Here is a 17638-nt window from a genome sequence, read left to right on the forward strand (position 1 = left end):
CAGGCTCTGATAACGGAGAGCTACCGTTTAGCATAGTTAACTGTGGTTTTAATCCGGCCTAGGTTCCGGTGATTCTACACAGCGTTCAGCTTCAAGCTCAAGGATCCATTCGGTTTGCTTGTTTCACCGGTTCGCACCAACCACCGGCTCTCTGAGAAACGAAAAAAAACAAACGTACTTGTTCCTATCATCGCAATTGATTTTCTATTATTATACACCCTTAAAGATCAATGTCAATCGAGGACATTGTCCTAGATAGCCTAGCATGTACATAGGATAGATACATACCAATCCTTGCGGCAAAGGGGTGTCAATGCATTGTCCTCAACTCTATACCGATGGAGCCTTCCCGTTTCCACGGTGATTTGCGTATTTCTCTTGTTTCTGATCGTGACAACAAGACAACTCCCCCCTCTGGGGATGATCATGGAGCCAATCAGCCAAGTGTTTATGGCTTTTCTGGACATCTTCTTAGACGCCCTTCCCTTCATGATTCTCGGCGTACTGCTATCTACGATCGTAGAAAACTTCATTCCTGAAGGCGTCATTCAGCGAATGACACCTAAACACCCTATCGGGGGCATATTATTTGCCTGTGTGCTAGGCATTATGTTTCCCCTTTGTGAGTGTGGCATGATCCCTTTCGTCCGTAGACTGATGCGCAAAGGGATGCCTGTCTACATCGCCGTCATTTTCATTCTAGTCGGCCCCATCCTTAACCCCATCGTTTTCGCTTCCACGTGGATGGCTTTCCAAGGCGACCCAGCCATGGCCTACTCACGCATGGGGCTCACTTTTGGCGTTGCGCTTGTGATTGGCTTCCTGCTCACGCGCTTCCTCAAAAGCAATCCGTTGCGCCATCCAATTGAGCCGGCCGCAAGCAAGACACATGGTCATGCTCACCAACATGATCATCATAGCCATGATCATGACCACAAGCACGAGCATAACCATGTGCATCAACATCATAATCACGGACACCAGCACGATCATCATGGTCACAACCACGCTCACGGTGATAGTCGCGTCATGACGATGATCAGTCACGGCTCCTCCGAGCTCTTCGAGATGAGCAAGTACTTAATGATAGGTGCGCTGCTGACCGCGCTAATTCAGACATTCGTGGCACAGGATAGCCTGAGCGCCATCGGCCAAGGCGCCTTCGTCTCGCATGTGTTCATGATGGGCTTCGCGTATCTGCTCTCGCTATGCTCAACGACAGACGCTTTTGTAGCTGCTTCCTTCGCCAAATCGTTCTCACCGGGCTCTCTGCTCGCTTTCCTAGTGTTCGGCCCGATGATCGATGTGAAGAGCACCTTGATGATGCTATCGATCTTCAAGGCACGTTTCGTCCTCACCTTATCGATCGTCGTGGGGATAACAGTCTTGAGTGGATCGCTTCTGTTTATGCATTTTTTTCTGGCTTGAATGGGAACATACCCAAGTTACGTGTTACGTGGAGTGTCACGAGAACTAAATCTATGGGCACTATCCCTTTCGCTCAGGTTGTCAGTTCCATGAAGGCTAAACTGAGCTTAGGGGATAGTGCTCATATGATGGTAGCATCAGTGACCACCACCCCCACAGCTTGCGTTAGAAAAACTGAGCTTAGGGGATAGTGCTCATATGATGGTAGCATCAGTGATCATTCCACCCCACAGCTTGCGTTAGAAAAACTGAGCTTAGGGGATAGTGAGTATAACATGTTCCACATCCATTAGTCGCACAAAAGGCCCTACCCGACACAAGTCGGATAGGGCCTTAATTTTGCAAAAAATTAGATTTTCAAAATCGCGCCAGCACTTGCGTTCGTTACCATTTTAGTATAACGAGCCAAGTAACCAGAAGTAATCTTCTGTTGGAATCCAGCCCATGACTCACGACGTTTGGCAAACTCTTCATCGCTGATTTGCAATTCGATTTTGCGTCCATCCATGTCTACGTCGATGATGTCGCCATCATGTACGAAAGCAAGTGGTCCACCTTCAGCAGCTTCTGGGGACATGTGTCCTAGTGAGATACCGCGGGATGCTCCGGAGAAACGTCCATCTGTGATCAAAGCTACTTTCGCGCCAAGACCCATACCAACGATTTGTGACGTTGGTGCCAACATTTCTGGCATACCAGGTCCACCTTTTGGTCCTTCATAACGAATGACAACAACGTGTCCTTCTTTTACTTTGCCATTTGCGATACCATACAATGCTTCGTCTTGGGAGTCAAAGCAAATCGCTGGGCCTACGTGACGTCCACCAACGGACTTATCAACAGCACCAACTTTTACGATACTGCCTTCAGGAGCCAAGTTACCGAACAGAACTGCCAAACCACCACGATCACTATGCGGGTTCGTAAGTGGACGAATCACGTCAAAGTTCTGAATTTCACGTCCAGCCACGTTCTCGCGAAGTGTTTGTGCCGTAACGGATAGACAATCACCGTTGAAAGCACCTGGTTTTTTGAGCAACTCATTAATTACCGCACTCACACCGCCTGCCAAATGCACATCTTCAATGTGGTAATCGGAAGCTGGAGCAATTTTCGCAAGGTGAGGAACGCGCTCTGCTACTTCGTTAATACGAGCGATTGGATACTCGATACCCGCTTCTGCCGCGATTGCCAATGTGTGAAGAACTGTGTTCGTGGAACCACCCATCGCCATATCCAAAGCAAATGCATTATCAATCGCATCAATCGTTACGATATCACGCGGCTTGATGTCTTTTTCGATTAGAACCATCAGTTGTTTTGCACAATCCTTAACGAATTGTTTACGCTCTTCAGCAACAGCAAGAATTGTACCGTTACCTGGCATAGCCAATCCAAGACCCTCTGCAAGACAGTTCATTGAGTTTGCTGTGAACATACCGGAGCATGATCCACAAGTTGGACAACCATATTGTTCAAGCTCTTCCAGACCCGCTTCATCCAATTTACCCGCTTGGAAAGCACCAACGCCTTCAAATACGGAAGAAAGGGAAATGGATTTACCGTTTTTATCTTTACCAGCTTTCATCGGTCCACCACTTACTAACATCGTTGGGATGTTAACGCGCAGGGCACCCATGATCATACCTGGTGTAATTTTGTCACAGTTAGGAATACACACCATACCATCAAACCAGTGTGCGTTTACTACCGTTTCCAAGGAATCCGCAATAATTTCACGGCTCGGCAAGGAATAACGCATCCCGATATGCCCCATCGCAATACCATCGTCAACCCCGATCGTGTTGAACTCGAAAGGAACCCCGCCTGCTTCGCGAATCGCTTCTTTCACGAGCTTACCGAATTCTTGCAAGTGAACATGTCCAGGAATAATGTCTATATAAGAGTTACAAACCGCGATAAAAGGCTTGCCGAAATCTTCCTCTTTAACGCCAGCTGCACGTAGTAAGCTACGGTGCGGTGCGCGGTCAAAACCTTTTTTAATCATGTCACTGCGCTGTTTTGGATGTGCCATACTTGATTCCTCCTAGAATTCATATCTGTTATGAAAACAATGAAACTATCATACCACACTTCTCGCAATATTTCTCCCTTTAGTGTGATAACGCATCAAAGTAATTCTAAATCAGCTTGCCAGCAACTCACAAACACGATTCATCCATTTACTTCCTGCCAAAATCTGCTTTAATCTCGCCCCACTTTTTCGTATCCCACTTGGCGATTTTATTCGTGTACGTATTCGTATGCAGCCATTTCAATGCGCGATCCACTAATGTCCAAATTTCTTCCGTTGATGTATCCCGAACTAAATTAGTCGATACTTCTTTCTTGCGAATCCAGCTCAGTGCAGTCACCGAATCGGTATAAATGGTTTGATTACTTCCCTTTTTCTTTAAGTAGGCTAGTCCATGTACGATGGCAAGAAATTCCCCTAGATTATTCGTCCCTTTCGAAATCGGTCCTTGATAGAAAATGATTTCGCCGGTCCGTGTGTCTACACCCTTGTACTCCACAATTCCTGGATTTCCTGAGCAGCCTACGTCCACAGAAATACTATCATAATCGACCTCAGGCGCAGATTCTGGAGTCGCAGACTTTTTACCTGCAGCTTGAGTGCCAGTTCCTTTCGCAGCAAAATTAAGCGACTTTTGCCAGCCCTTCTCAAGTGCTTGGCGGGCTTCATTTTCAGACTCATAAGACTTGAATTTGGCTTGTGGATAGCCATTGGTCTGGGCTTGGCATTCGGCCCATGAACGGTAAACACCTGGCTTGTGCCCTACCCAAACCACATAAAATTTCACTGATGACGCCATATCATTCACTCCGTAATTTAAGATGTAATTGTGCGACAAGCTCTTCGACGACTTTCACGGTATCATGGAAATAGGGCCGGTAATCCAACTCGGCTATAAATCGCAGATACGTCTCGCCAATGTCAACAAGCTGCTGACGGTATTCAAGAGCAGGAATGACATGCGTCTCTAATTCGCGGTACGTTCCATTCGTTCGCTCTTCTACAGACGAAAGCTCCAGCTGCTCCCCTCCCAAATGACGTACAACGAAGGAGAACCCTCTGCACTCGGGGTCGCCGCAGCCACAGACGAAGAACGGCATCCGCTCCCATTGATCTGCTGGGGCAAAACGGTTTGGTGCGGTATCATGCAACGCACTGTATAACAAAGCTGGCAGTCCAACATCTATGCATAAAGGTTCTTCAATAAGTAGACTATCTTCCACAGACATGTGAACGTCCGCCTGAATAATTTGTAAATCTTTATCTAAAGACCAGCCCTTAATCGCTAATTCAAACATGCTTTCTCCCCGCTTTCCCGACGTCATTTCTCCATTATAACAAAGACGAAACATTCCTGCTTTTGAGCTTTTAAAAAAAGGCTAAAATTTCCAAAAAAATAATGAGTAATATTAACAAAACTGTTCATACTACCTATTACTGGAGGTGATATCAGATGGCTACAGGACAATCTCGCAGCAGTAACTCCTTGGTAGTTCCTCAAGCTTCATCAGCACTAGACCAATTGAAGTATGAAGTTGCTCAAGAATTGGGCATCCAAATTCCTCAAGATGGCTACTACGGCTACATGACGTCTTATGACACAGGTTCTATCGGAGGCAGCATCACTCGTCGTCTCGTTCAAATTGCTGAGCAACAACTTGCTGGTACAAGCAATAAATTCAGCAGATAATTTCGATCCAAAATACTTAAGCAACAAAAGGGCCTTCATCCGGGTAGATACTCGGTGAAAGCCCTTTTTTACATTATTTAATGTCGTAGATTTTGTATAAATCATCCAACATGATGTTAGCCGATCTCACTCCGCCGCCTGTGTTCCAAGTTGCATCGTTTACTTTGACCAATTTATTGTCTTTGACTACTTTCAGGTTTTTCCATAGTGGATCGTTCATCCACTCTTGCTCTTGTTTATTCCCTTTGCCATCACCGATTTCATACGTAAAGTAGAAGACGCGATCTGCATTATCCAGTTCTGTTAAACGCTCTTTCGTAATGTCTTCGAAAGATTTCTCAGCACTCTTAGCATCCGAACGTGCGAATCCAAGCTGCTTGAAGACTACGCCTGAGAACATATCATCAAAGTAATATCTTGTTTTACCGCCCATGAACCGGACAACAGCAATCTTTTCTTTCAACTTGTCGCCTGCTTTGGATTTAAAATCATTAATACGTTTATCGTAGTCAGAAATGACTTTATCGCCTTCGGCTTTTTTATTCAAAGCGTCCGCATATAGACTGAAGTTGTTTTTCCATTCGCCGCGAAGTGTTTCAGAGAACACCGTTGGTGCGATGGCTTTCAATTGCTCATACACTTTCTCTTGACGAAGTTTATTACCAATAATTAGATCAGGTTTAAGTGATGCGATGACTTCCAGATTGGGTTGTCCTTCAACGCCAACTGTTGTAACGCCTTGCATGTCCGCTTTGAAATGGTCAAACCATGGGTTGCCATAAAAAGATTCAACAGCGCCAACCGGTTTAATACCAAGCGCAAGCAAAGCTTCTGTTCCTTCATTTGTCAAAATAACTACACGTTTCGGATTAGCAGGAACGGCTGTTTCTCCCATAGCATGCTTAACTGTACGAGGAGCATCCGATTTGGCTGTTGCTTGCGGTGCTGCAGAAGCAGAGGATGTTTGCGTGTCAGCTTTGCCCCCACATGCCGTTACGATCATACTAAATACAAAGAGACATGCAAGCATAGCCCACGCTCTTCCAATTTTGCGACGATTTGTACTAAACATATTAATTTGGTTCCCCCTTGGTGAATTATCGTGATAACGATTCTCATTCTCTAGCACATACTACTAGAATCGGGTCTTATTTGTCAATACTTTTGATAATGATTCTCATATTCATTGACTTCAAGTACGGTTATCTTTAAAATAAATGAAGCAAGAAAGGTACATTGAAAGGTAGAAAGAAAGAGGGTAACCATCCAACATGCATGCCACAACGACGACAGAACGTCTCTCTCGTATTTATAAGAGCATTGGTTTATTGGCTGCGGCCTGTGTGCTCATCGCATTAATGCTCAGCAGTGTCCGATTTGGCCTCAAAACGTATTCCTGGGATCAAATCCTTACTTCCTTTGATCCTTCTGACAAACCAACGAATGAATCTATCATTATTCAGACTGTACGAATCCCTAGAGCATTAATTGCCGCACTCGTTGGCGGCAGTTTGGCAGTTGCCGGTGCCCTTATGCAAGCGATGACTCGAAATCCACTCGCTTCGCCGAGTATTTTTGGCATTAATTCAGGAGCTGCATTTGCCATTGTTATCGCTATTAGCTTTTTCAACGTATCCGGACTATCACAATTTACCTGGATTGCTTTTTTGGGTGCTGCCGTGAGTGCTACATTGGTCTATGCGCTTGGGTCGCTGGGACGCGACGGCTTAACACCCATGAAAATTACGCTCGCCGGTGCAGCGATGACAGCATTCTTCGCTTCTCTAACGCAAGGCATTCTTCTAGGTAATGGCAAAGCTTTTGAGCAAGTTTTATACTGGCTTGTTGGTTCCGTAGAAGGACGTACCATGGCCATGCTGCAGTCGGTATACCCATATATGCTGCTTGCTTGGATCGGCGCTATCGTATTATCTCCTCATATTAATGTGCTATCGATGGGTGACGACATTGCCAAAGGGCTTGGTCAACAAACGGTTTACATAAAAGTAATTACTGCAATTATTATTGTCATTCTTGCTGGCGGTTCCGTCGCTGTTGCGGGTCCCATCGTTTTCGTCGGACTCATGATTCCTCATATTGTCCGTTTTCTAGTAGGCATTGATTATCGATGGGTTATTCCTTATTGCGCCGTACTTGGAGGTATCCTCTTGGTAAGCGCTGATATTGGTGCTCGATTTATTATTATGCCAAAAGAAGTTCATGTCGGCGTTATGACAGCGATTCTAGGCGTTCCGTTCTTTATTTATATCGCGCGCAAAGGGGGACTCTTGAAATGAGCACTTCCAAGCGTGATGTGACAATCCGAAGCCAAAGTTACTCTTTTTTAATAAGCAAAAAAGCCATTATCATCACTCTATCTCTATTACTTGCCGTCATCCTCATGATGATTATAAGTACAGGTGTCGGCAGTATTACGATTAAACCATTGGATGTTGTACGCGCTGTATTTGGCAATGGAGAAGGTTCCAGTACAATGATTGTGCGAACTTTGCGCCTACCACGTGTCATTATGGCCGTCCTAATCGGTGCATCGTTAGGTGTCGCTGGTGCGATTCTGCAAGGGATCATCCGCAATCCGCTAACGTCACCAGATACGATTGGTACAACAGGCGGGGCATCGCTTGGTGCTGTTTCGTTTTTCTTCTTTTTCTCAGATAAACTCAGCATCCATTGGCTTCCTGTCGCCGCTATTCTAGGTGCATTCGTTGCAACCTTGCTGGTGTACTTGTTTTCATGGAAAAATGGCATAACTCCGCTGCGACTCGTACTTATTGGAACGGGGCTTACAGCTGCGATGAGTGCAATCTCCTATCTCTTAATGCTTACAGGCCCTATTGTGCTTGCTCAGCAATCACTTACTTTCATGACGGGCAGCATTTACGGTGTATCGTGGACCAAAGCTGTGTATCCCTTGTTACCCTGGGTTATTGTTTTAATCCCGGTCATCTTCATCTGTGCGCGGCATATTACCGTGCAATCCCTAGGTGAAGACATCGCGATGAGTGTTGGTAGCCGGGTTCAACGTCAAAGATTCCTGTTAATTATGCTCAGTGTTGCCTTGTCTGGAGCTGCTGTTGCATTTGGCGGAGCCATCGGCTTCATCGGGCTTATGGCCCCACATATTTCACGTAAGCTAGTTGGTCCTAGCTTCGGCTCTTTGATACCTGTCTCTGCTTTAACAGGCTCCCTGCTGCTATTGCTTGCTGACTTAGCGGGTCGTTTCCTATTCAAACCGCTCGACATTCCAGCAGGTGTTTTCACAGCAGCAATCGGCGCCCCCATTTTCATCTATGTCCTATATCGAAGTAGAAATCGCGGTTAAGCCGCCATGTTTACGACAAAGGAGAACAAGCTCATGACAACCTTAGACCCAGCTCTCGAAGCCCAATCGCTTCGCTTGACATATGGAGAAACAACCATTTTTCAAAGCTTAGATGTACAAATCCCAAAGGGAAAAATAACTGTTTTTATCGGTAGCAATGGCTGTGGGAAATCAACGCTGCTGCGCTCGCTGGCCAGACTCATGAAACCGACCTCAGGGAGCATCTTATTGGACAGCCATGAGATCGCTAAGCTGTCTACGAAAGAAGTCGCTAGACGGATGGCCATCCTGCCTCAAGGGCCTGTAGCACCAGAAGGCCTTACCGTCAGACAACTCGTCAAACAGGGACGATATCCGTATCAAAGCTGGCTGCAGCAATGGAGTGAAGAGGATGAGAACAAGGTCATGAAGGCTCTTGAGCTTACCGATATGTTAGAGGTTGCCGATCGCACTGTAGATTCACTCTCTGGTGGACAACGCCAGCGCGCATGGATTGCAATGACCTTAGCTCAAGATACACCTACCTTGCTCCTAGATGAGCCAACCACCTATCTAGATCTTACGCATCAGATTGAGGTACTGGACTTACTATTCGAACTGAACGAGCGAGAACAACGTACAATTGTCATGGTCCTTCATGACATTAATCTAGCTTGTCGCTATGCTCACCACATTGTCAGCATTAAAAAAGGCGCTATCTATGCCGAAGGCAAGCCAGAGGACATTGTCAATGCTTCCTTGCTGCGTGAGGTATTCGATATGGATTGCCAAGTGACCACCGATCCGATCTTCGGAACACCAATGTGCATTCCGTATGGCAAGGGTCGCATCCTGCTAACGAAAGAACCCCAATCACAATTGTGATAGGGGTTCTTCTTTTATAACGGTATAAGTGCTAAATCGTTCTGGCGTATGTAGCCATATTATAATTGCTTTCTAAACTTACACTAACGGAAATGACATTTCTTCTTACCGCGAAGTCGAACAAAATTTCCCCGTGTGTCCAGCTCTTCTTACGCTTCAATGACTCTATCGCCATCTGACGGAAAGATTGAAATTGCAACTCCGTCAGCCCCGCATTTTCTACCGCTGACAATGCACCTTCTGTACCTTCAAACGGCAGGTGTTTAATGCCAAATTTCCCAATCTCGTTGTTCCGAATATGAACAAATACAGTGCCGGAGTTCATATGCGAAAGCTCTTCTTTGATCTTTCGAAATACCACATCAATTTGTCTCGCGAGTGTAAAATGATCCATTTTTGAGCTACAACTCCTTAAATTACTTTTATTTATAAATTATGTTAATTTTTTGTGACTGTAGTCCCATTATACCCACTCAATTTACATAATTCAACAGTTAATTGCCAATATTTGAAATATTCGCTATATTCTTTATATTCAAATAATGAAAATGTCAATTTTCTTGTAAATACTGAACGTTTCATGTCGAAAAACTGTAGAATGTTTCCAAGTTCAGTGATATAATTTTCGAATATGCTTAATATTATTCTCCATATGTTAACAAATTTTGCAGAGGAGTCGGTCGGATTGGAACAAATCTCATCCTTATCGTTTAGAAAGAAACTACAACTTGGTTGTTTTGCACTAATTGGTTTAAACTCTCTTTTCATGTTAATTGTAACTTTTGCCTCAGACTGGAACCGCTTACTTGGCATTATTTTCCTAGTAATTATTCTAGCAGGAAGTTTTCCGTTCATTCGTTGGTTTGAAGCTCAATTGACAGAACCCATTGCAGATATCTCTCGCATTGCGCTCAACATCTCCAAAGGTGATTTCTCCCAAAAAGTAGCAATTACAAGTGATGATTCCCTAGGTCAACTAGGTCAATCTTTTAACAAAATGATTGACAAGCTTCGCGATATTTTACGTGATACAGGGACCATTTCGAAACAGGTCTTCCAGACAAGTCGTGATATCTATGTGAAAAATGAAAGCTTCCGCACTGTTCTTGAACAAGTGAGTATTTCGGCCCATGAGCTTGCAGCGGGTGCGGGACAAATCTCCGAGGAGATTTCAGGCGTTTCCATCACGTCCAAAGATATTGAAGTGAAAATTGTCAATTATGCTGGATCTGCCCAAGAAATGAAACACCGTTCGGATCAAATGATGACCCTCGTTGAAAAAGGACGCACATCGGTTGAGAGCCAAGGCGTCGGTATGAAACGAAATGTAGAAGTGACTAAACAGGTTTCAGATACGATTGCTATGCTTGCTCGCCAAGCAGCTGGTATTACGAATGTAACTCGGTCCATCTCTGAGATTGCTGAACAAACGAACCTCTTGTCCCTTAACGCATCCATTGAGGCAGCTAGAGCTGGTGAGCATGGACGTGGTTTTGCCGTCGTAGCTCAAGAAGTGCGTAAGCTCGCTGAAGAATCGACTTCCCTAACACGTGAAGTATTCGGCTTCGTTAAGAGCATTGAACAAGGGATCCAAGATGCCATTCGCAGCATTCAAGTGAACGAAGATGTCGTTAAGAAGCAGACCGTCTTGATCGATCAAACCGAAGTTGTATTTGCTGAGATTGTTGGCAGCGTCGGCTTTATCTCGGAAGAGATCACACGCTTCGCTGAAGAGAGCGAAAGCATGCTTCAAAGCTCAGGACAAATTGCTGCTGCCATGGAAAATATTTCAGCCATTACAGAAGAATCCGCGGCTGGTACGCAAGAAGTGTCCGCTTCGATGAATGAGCAAATTTCAACGGTGCAGGGCATCGTTACACAAGCGGAAGAAATGACGCGGGTAGTGACCCAACTGCAGCAGACGATTCAGATATTTAAACTTTAATACATAAAGGAAACAGCCCCTAGAGACCTTCTCCGAGGGGCTGTTTTTCTTTGCAAATAGCCTAAACGCGAACTTTCGATTCCGTTAGTTCCATGAATTGCTTCACGTCTTGTGCTGCCATATCCACGGCGCTTTGCCAGAAATCTGGCTCTGTCAGATCCACGCCGAGATGTTTTTTCGCAAGTTCTTCTACATTCATGCTGCCCGTATCTCTAAGCAGTGAGATGTACTTGTCTTCGAAGGACGCGCCTTCCTGCACAGCTCTGGCGTAAATACCTGCAGAGAACATGTATCCGAAGGTATACGGGAAATTGTAGAACGGCACATCCGTCGCATAGAAGTGCAGCTTAGCTGCCCAGAAATGCGGATGATAGCTGCTCAATGCATCTTTGTAAGCGAGCTTTTGAGCATCAACCATGAGCTCATTAAGGCGCTCCACACTGACTAAGCCTTGACTGCGTTCCGCGTAGAAGTTCGTCTCAAAAATAAACCGCGCATGAATGTTCATGAAGAACGCGATAGCCCGCTGGATTTTATCCTCGAGCAGAACAATGCGCTCATCATCTGTCGAAGCACTCTTCACGACAGCATCCGCTACGATCATCTCAGCAAAGGTAGATGCGGTTTCTGCCACGTTCATCGCATATTCTTGCGCCAGAGCCGGCATATCGGTCATCACATGTTGATGATAGCCATGCCCAAGCTCGTGAGCGAGCGTAGAGACGTTGTTCAGCGTTCCGCCGTACGTCATGAAGATACGTGTCTCACCCGCTAGCGGGAATGACGTACAGAAGCCGCCAGGGCGCTTACCAGGACGGTCTTCTGCTTCGATCCAGCGCTTCTCGAAAGCTTCCGCTGAGAAGGCAGCAAGCTTCGGACTAAATTGCTTGAACTGATCAATGATCAGACTCGCACCCTCATCATAGGAAATCTTCTTGGATGAATCGCCAAGCGGCGCATCGACGTCAACCCATGCGAGCTTGTCAACCCCAAGCAGCTTCGCTTTTCGATTGAGATATTCCACGAAAAGACCTTTATTACGGTCAATGACGTCCCACATCACGTTCAATGTTTTTTCTTCCATCCGATTGATCGCTAGCGGTTCTTTATGTATGCTTTTCCATCCTCTTGCCTTATAAACCTGAAGACGGAAGCCAGCCAAGTGATTCAATGCTTCTGCACAGTATTCCTCTTTATTCGTCCAAGCTTGTTCCCATTTCTCAAATAAATCTAGACGTTCTTCGCGGTTCTCCGTATGCAGCTTATTAAAGGCTTGACCCGCAGATAATTCAACCTGCTTACCATCGACTTCAACAGCCATGCTGAATTGACCTACGGTCGAATTGTACAAATCGCTCCACCCATGATAGCCGTCTACGGCCAAATCATTAATTAACGCCTCTTGTTCTGGCGGGAGTTTTTCTTTTGCTAGTGAGCGTCGTTCATCCAATGAAAAGGCAATAGCTTGAAAAGGCTCTTGCTGCAGTATCGCTCCCCAGACCTGATCTGGCACACCTGTCAGAATCTGATCAAAATGTGTGAGGGACGATAAATGCTCGGCATATAAGCTTTTCACTTGTCCACTGAGTACAGGTGCTTTTTTGTCCTTCTGATTATCCGCCTGCAAGCAGCCCACGAAGGAATCAGCCTCATGAATATGCATCACATTGTGCTGAAGCAATTCAATCAATTGTGCTAGTTGCGCTGTGTCCTCCACGCTTTGCGGGGAAGCCGTATGACGAACTTGCTCTTGAAAAGATGCAATCGATTCCTGAAGCTTCTTCAGGTGTGCAGCGAATGCAGGAGAGTCACTTCCTCCAGGGAAAAATGTTTCAAGATTCCATGTTTGATTAAGAGGTAATGTTAACAATGCGATCACCTATCCTTTCCACTTTTAATTAAATCATATCCGTTCGTCATTCGCCAACTATCCGCATCTTCCTCATTGCTTCTCTTCAAAAAGTATGCTTCAATTATGTATAGTTCCTTCGGACTAAATCGGAACAGGATGGGTGATTTCTTACTAATGAAACCGTTGCAAATTTCTCCTGAAACAGCTGTGAAGTTAGCGGAACAGCTTAAAGTACCTTTAGAACATCTCATGCATATGCCACAACATATTCTCCTGCAGAAACTAGCTGAGCTCGCGAAAAGTTCTTCCTCCGACAAGAGCGAATCAGAAACGAAGTAACTCTTGATACCTTTTGCCAATACATGGCCTTACGACATCATCATGAAGGACATTTACGTGGCCCAATGTCCATTCTGTCTGAGCTCAAATGTCTTATTGCCGCTCAAAATTGATGAACTCACCTCTATTCACGAAGGTAAAAAGAAACTCCTTGTGTTCCCTTGCTGTCATAACAAATTGACACTTGTGGATACAGATCGAGATTATTTATTAGCGGACACCGCGGTGCGAAACAAACATAATTCGTAGTTCATTGCAAGGAGCAAACGAACCTTTATGAATGAGTATCTCATTCCTTTGACAAGCGCATGTACCTTAGTGACCTTAAATTATTTAGCGTTAAAAGTTCATAGCAAAATGCTGATTGATTCACACGAACATCTATTCGCATCATTACTTACGGGTTTGGCCAGCATCATCATGATGCTGGTTCCTCTCCCAGAGACATTTGGCATCATCGATCTTCGTTCATTACCCATCTTCATGGCCGGATTGCGATATGGATTACCTGTTGCACTTTTTTCAACCTTACTTCCAGCAGGTACTAGTCTCATCGTATCTGACAATCAAGCTTGGTTCATCATCGCACAAGACCTCATTGCCCCAGCCTTCATTAGCTCCTTTTTCCATAACAAAGAGTACCGTAACGGCTTCTTGGACATTCCTATTCGTTTTGCACTCCAAATATGTGCTTTCGTTTACATTCTTCGTCTAGTTACACATAGCTTCCTGACAAGCAGCTTTTCTTGGTCGTATACCCTTGATCAACTATTTATGTTTGCGATTACATCTGCCACCCTCTTCATGATCATCATCATGGTGAATGACGAGAACAACAATTGGCGACTGCAACGAAAGCTTGAGTTGCAAGCGAATCAAGATGGTTTAACCAAGCTGCCCAATTTAAGAAGCTTTATGCCCATTGCACAGCGTGCGCTACATAAGCGAAAAGTCTCCATCATGATGATTGATCTTGATAACTTCAAACTATACAACGATCGATTCGGACATTTGGAAGGCGATCAACTCCTTCAGGAAGTAAGTTCTGTCCTGCATCATTTGATTGATGAGCAAGATTACTTAGCCAGATATGGGGGAGAAGAATTTATTCTGCTCTGTTCAGAAACCGATCCTACCCGCGTTCTTAGCTACGGCCAAACCTTATGTACCTCGATTGCCGAATTATTTCTACATAAAAAGAACGGACTAGAAGCCGCACCGATCTCGATCTCGATTGGAATTTCAACATCAGAATCTTCCCACACAGATCTTAGAACGCTTATTGCAGAAGCCGATCACGCGCTTTATCAATCCAAACATACCGGCAAGAACCGGCCCACCCTGTATGAACACCCTCAAATCATTGTACAAAAAATGAACGCCTAACCATTCGGTTGATGACCGTATCATGGTTGAGCGTTCATTTTATTTACATGCCTATCTTGGCTTCAGTTAAGTAGCTTGTTTCATCTCTTCAGGCAGCTCTAGTCGCATCGCTAGCATATCTTCCCTCGTAATGATCCATTGTTCTCGACTAGCTCTAATCATCCCGGCATCCATAATCTTACGATCATTAATGATACGTGAAAACCATTTGACCGCATCTGAAAAACGTTTCAATCTTCGGCTTAGCTCTCCCATCAGATACATAAGCTTCGCGTTATTCAAATCCATGCCTTCCGTTTCAAATACTTGGATATAAGCAGCTAATGCGTAGGATAGGAAGCGTTCTTCCTGCTCCCAATCACCTTTACCCCGATACAGCCAAGCCAAATGATGCAATAAACCAGCAACCACGCGGGATTTCTCGTTTTTGATTTGTGCACTGAGAAGAGCCAGCTTAAAACAGTGGACCGAATCTTCCCATGTTCGTTCCCTGCAATAGTCGCGCATCGACCAGTTCTGAGCTACTTTCTCATGAAACACTTCTCGCTCCGTCGGAGTCCATTTTTCCGAGAAGTTCTCCGTATGCGCATACCCGCAAAAAGGGCAGATCCGAACAACGTAATAGTCCGGGTTAATATCCTTATAGTGAAGGCAGAAATCCGTATCTGATTTACTCGCTTTTTTGAAGCTTGGTCGAACCTTCTTCGATTTGAACGAATTGGTACAGTAGGTGCATGTTACTGATATCTCATATAAAGGTTCGACCAATTGAATTCCCGCCTTTTCCCCTAGTTAGTGTGGTAGGAAGAACGGACTAGTCTTCCTCAGGTGTGTTTATAAAATGATACGCTGAACCTCTAAGCCGTTCTATGAGAAAAGCCTTTAGGTCCTCCGGCATGCCTATATCTACCATAGCTTCAGTCATACATGATAACCATGCATCTGCATGTTCCCTTGTAATTGGAAATGGCATATGCCTAGCTCGCATCATCGGATGACCATGGCGATCCGAATACAAGCTTGGACCACCAAAAAATTGGGTAAGAAACAGCTTCTGTTTCTCAATAACTGGGTCTATATCAGCTGGAAAGAGCGGCGAAAGTAACGGATGCTGTACGACTTTCGGATAGAATGCCTCTACCAAACGATTTACCGTCTCCGCTCCACCCATCAACTCAAATATGGTTCTGTTCTTGCTCTCTGACATACCTAGGATCCTCGCAATTCATATCTAATAGTTCTCTAAATCCTCATCTCCTGTGTGCATGAGCGTTTCTCGAATGACAAACACGAACATACAGACAACCAATCCGGCAATGACACCTGTCATTTGAATCACTCCCGATGTATAGGATTTACGTATACTAGTTCTATTTTACCATAAAAACAAGGACTGAACAGTCCCAAGGACTAAAATAAAGTGCTATTCAGTCCTACTACTACTTCATGAAATTCGGGACGGCATGTATGTCCAAGCTTATTCATATAGTTGAATAAGAGGAGGTATCTATCGTCTATGCCGAAACCAAACTTCACCCCAGCCTTACTTATGTCATTCGTCATTATTGGCATTATTGTATGCTTAGTCCTTTTCCCTCATGACGGGTTTCAAGCTGCCTTGCGCGGCGTTTCCATTTGGTGGGACGTGCTATTCCCAGCGCTATTCCCGTTCTTTGTTATCTCCGAAATTATGCTTGGCTTCGGAATTGTTCATTTCTTTGGCACGCTGCTTGATCCCATGATGCGTCCCCTCTTTCGAATCCCTGGTATCGGAGGATTCGTTATGGCGATGGGCTTCGCTGCTGGCTATCCCGTAGCTGCTAAACTAACAGCGCAGCTCTGGGAACAGAAGCTGGTCAATCGGGAAGAAGGCGAGCGGCTGGTTGCCTTCACTACAAGCTCGGATCCGATCTTTCTGATCGGAGCTGTTTCGATCGGATTTTTCCATGATGCTACTTTAGCCTTTATTTTGGCCATTGCCCATTATGGAGGATCATTCCTAATCGGCCTCACCATGCGGTTTCATGGCAGGAAGGCCATACCTACGCCTCAACCATTAAAGGAAAGGGGCCCTATATGGAAACAAGCGTTCCAGACCATGCACAACGCAAGAATGCAGGATGGTCGGTCTTTAGGCATTTTGTTAAGTGACTCTATCCTCCACTCTCTACGATTAATTTTCGTTGTAGGTGGACTTGTTGTTTTCTTCTCCGTCGTTCTTGAAGTGCTCACCTCTGCCCAGGTCATGAATGTGTTCTACCTGCTCATAACGTCCCTTTTAACCATCACAGGGTTACCTCACGAGCTCTCACAAGCTGTTATGAACGGGTTATTCGAAGTTACATTAGGAGCTAAGGCTGCAGGCGGGGCTCCGGCTGATCTAGCCCTCTCCAGTAAAGTCGCGATAGGCGCCTTCATTCTCTCCTGGGCAGGCATGTCCGTGCATGCTCAAATTGTCAGCTTGCTAAGTCATACCAACATGCGCTATCTCCCTTTTCTTTTTGCCCGCCTCCTTCATGGATTTCTCTCTGCTGCTATTGTTCTCCTGATTTGGGAGCCTATGCAGCAATTTCGAAGTCCGCAAGCCGTATTTGCGCCTCACTATGACGCGGCAGCCCCCTTGATGAGCTATCTAAAACTTATTTTCCCGATAAGTGCGATGGTCTTTGTTGGTGCTTTTGCAGTCATCATGGGTCTCTTCCTCGCATATTCCTTACTTAAACTGGTGTATGAAAAGGTTGGTGGAACAAGATAAT

At 45.1% G+C, this 17638-nt stretch carries 18 protein-coding genes and 1 other annotated feature (1 of these 19 only partly in view); of the genes, 10 read left to right on the forward strand and 8 right to left on the reverse strand.

Going from position 1 to position 17638, the window contains the following annotated elements:
- Positions 1-200: a binding site (T-box leader), on the reverse strand; it reaches 75 nt to the left of the window's first position.
- A 226-nt stretch (positions 201-426) separates the two neighbouring features.
- On the forward strand, positions 427-1428 hold the full coding sequence (locus AC58QT_RS23145; RefSeq protein ID WP_497411090.1) for a permease: 1002 nt from the start codon (positions 427-429) through the stop codon (positions 1426-1428).
- Positions 1429-1777: 349 nt separating this feature from the next.
- Here the strand turns inward: AC58QT_RS23145 and ilvD are convergent, their stop codons facing one another.
- From ilvD to AC58QT_RS23160, 3 genes are all read right to left on the reverse strand, one after another.
- A complete protein-coding gene (gene ilvD, locus AC58QT_RS23150) occupies positions 1778-3463 on the reverse strand; it encodes a dihydroxy-acid dehydratase (protein WP_497411091.1) in 1686 nt (561 codons plus the stop codon).
- A 148-nt stretch (positions 3464-3611) separates the two neighbouring features.
- On the reverse strand, positions 3612-4262 hold the full coding sequence (gene rnhA / locus AC58QT_RS23155) for a ribonuclease H (RefSeq protein WP_310501534.1): 651 nt from the start codon (positions 4260-4262) through the stop codon (positions 3612-3614).
- Between the two features lies 1 nt (position 4263).
- Positions 4264-4761, reverse strand: coding sequence for a hypothetical protein (locus AC58QT_RS23160; protein WP_497411092.1), 498 nt, complete (start codon positions 4759-4761; stop codon positions 4264-4266).
- Between the two features lie 155 nt (positions 4762-4916).
- On the opposite strand from AC58QT_RS23160, the gene AC58QT_RS23165 reads away from it, so the two are divergent.
- Positions 4917-5153 carry an alpha/beta-type small acid-soluble spore protein gene (locus AC58QT_RS23165; protein ID WP_056613391.1) on the forward strand — a complete coding sequence of 79 codons (237 nt, stop codon included), beginning with the start codon at positions 4917-4919 and terminating at the stop codon, positions 5151-5153.
- A 73-nt stretch (positions 5154-5226) separates the two neighbouring features.
- Here AC58QT_RS23165 and AC58QT_RS23170 read toward each other — a convergent pair whose 3' ends face one another.
- Positions 5227-6225 (reverse strand): ABC transporter substrate-binding protein, encoded by a 999-nt coding sequence (locus tag AC58QT_RS23170; RefSeq protein ID WP_497411093.1) that lies wholly within the window; start codon positions 6223-6225, stop codon positions 5227-5229.
- Positions 6226-6424: 199 nt separating this feature from the next.
- Here AC58QT_RS23170 and AC58QT_RS23175 point away from each other — a divergent pair, with 199 nt between their 5' ends.
- The 3 genes from AC58QT_RS23175 to AC58QT_RS23185 are packed head-to-tail and all read left to right on the forward strand — an operon-like array spanning position 6425 to position 9360.
- A complete protein-coding gene (locus tag AC58QT_RS23175; RefSeq protein WP_497411094.1) occupies positions 6425-7450 on the forward strand; it encodes a FecCD family ABC transporter permease in 1026 nt (341 codons plus the stop codon).
- The gene (locus tag AC58QT_RS23180; RefSeq protein ID WP_497411095.1) at positions 7447-8496 is read left to right on the forward strand and encodes a FecCD family ABC transporter permease; all 1050 of its coding nucleotides are present in this window, start codon (positions 7447-7449) and stop codon (positions 8494-8496) included. Before AC58QT_RS23175 ends, AC58QT_RS23180 begins: the two co-directional genes overlap by 4 nt.
- Before the next feature lie 33 nt (positions 8497-8529).
- The gene (locus tag AC58QT_RS23185) at positions 8530-9360 is read left to right on the forward strand and encodes an ABC transporter ATP-binding protein (protein ID WP_310501539.1); all 831 of its coding nucleotides are present in this window, start codon (positions 8530-8532) and stop codon (positions 9358-9360) included.
- Positions 9361-9391: 31 nt separating this feature from the next.
- Here AC58QT_RS23185 and AC58QT_RS23190 read toward each other — a convergent pair whose 3' ends face one another.
- On the reverse strand, positions 9392-9754 hold the full coding sequence (locus AC58QT_RS23190; protein WP_497411096.1) for an O-methyltransferase: 363 nt from the start codon (positions 9752-9754) through the stop codon (positions 9392-9394).
- Between the two features lie 291 nt (positions 9755-10045).
- Here AC58QT_RS23190 and AC58QT_RS23195 point away from each other — a divergent pair, with 291 nt between their 5' ends.
- Complete coding sequence (locus AC58QT_RS23195; protein ID WP_497411097.1) at positions 10046-11305, forward strand: methyl-accepting chemotaxis protein; 1260 nt, start codon at positions 10046-10048, stop codon at positions 11303-11305.
- 61 nt (positions 11306-11366) lie between these two features.
- On the opposite strand, the gene AC58QT_RS23200 is transcribed toward AC58QT_RS23195, so the two are convergent.
- Positions 11367-13184 carry a M3 family oligoendopeptidase gene (locus AC58QT_RS23200; RefSeq protein ID WP_497411098.1) on the reverse strand — a complete coding sequence of 606 codons (1818 nt, stop codon included), beginning with the start codon at positions 13182-13184 and terminating at the stop codon, positions 11367-11369.
- Positions 13185-13331: 147 nt separating this feature from the next.
- Between AC58QT_RS23200 and AC58QT_RS23205 the strand changes: the two genes are divergently transcribed.
- The 3 genes from AC58QT_RS23205 to AC58QT_RS23215 are packed head-to-tail and all read left to right on the forward strand — an operon-like array spanning position 13332 to position 14882.
- Positions 13332-13496 carry a YycC family protein gene (locus AC58QT_RS23205; protein WP_310501543.1) on the forward strand — a complete coding sequence of 55 codons (165 nt, stop codon included), beginning with the start codon at positions 13332-13334 and terminating at the stop codon, positions 13494-13496.
- 3 nt (positions 13497-13499) lie between these two features.
- On the forward strand, positions 13500-13745 hold the full coding sequence (locus tag AC58QT_RS23210) for a hypothetical protein (RefSeq protein ID WP_310501544.1): 246 nt from the start codon (positions 13500-13502) through the stop codon (positions 13743-13745).
- A gap of 27 nt (positions 13746-13772) precedes the next feature.
- Positions 13773-14882 (forward strand): GGDEF domain-containing protein, encoded by a 1110-nt coding sequence (locus AC58QT_RS23215; protein WP_497411099.1) that lies wholly within the window; start codon positions 13773-13775, stop codon positions 14880-14882.
- A gap of 66 nt (positions 14883-14948) precedes the next feature.
- On the opposite strand, the gene AC58QT_RS23220 is transcribed toward AC58QT_RS23215, so the two are convergent.
- A complete protein-coding gene (locus AC58QT_RS23220) occupies positions 14949-15650 on the reverse strand; it encodes a DUF2225 domain-containing protein (protein WP_497411100.1) in 702 nt (233 codons plus the stop codon).
- Between the two features lie 46 nt (positions 15651-15696).
- Positions 15697-16089: a globin domain-containing protein gene (locus AC58QT_RS23225; RefSeq protein ID WP_310501547.1), complete on the reverse strand. Its 393-nt coding sequence runs from the start codon at positions 16087-16089 to the stop codon at positions 15697-15699.
- Between the two features lie 309 nt (positions 16090-16398).
- Between AC58QT_RS23225 and ylbJ the strand changes: the two genes are divergently transcribed.
- Positions 16399-17637, forward strand: coding sequence for a sporulation integral membrane protein YlbJ (ylbJ, locus tag AC58QT_RS23230; RefSeq protein ID WP_497411101.1), 1239 nt, complete (start codon positions 16399-16401; stop codon positions 17635-17637).
- The last annotated feature ends 1 nt before the right edge of the window (position 17638 follow it).

The sequence above is a fragment of the Paenibacillus sp. J31R109 genome, assembly GCF_059692055.1.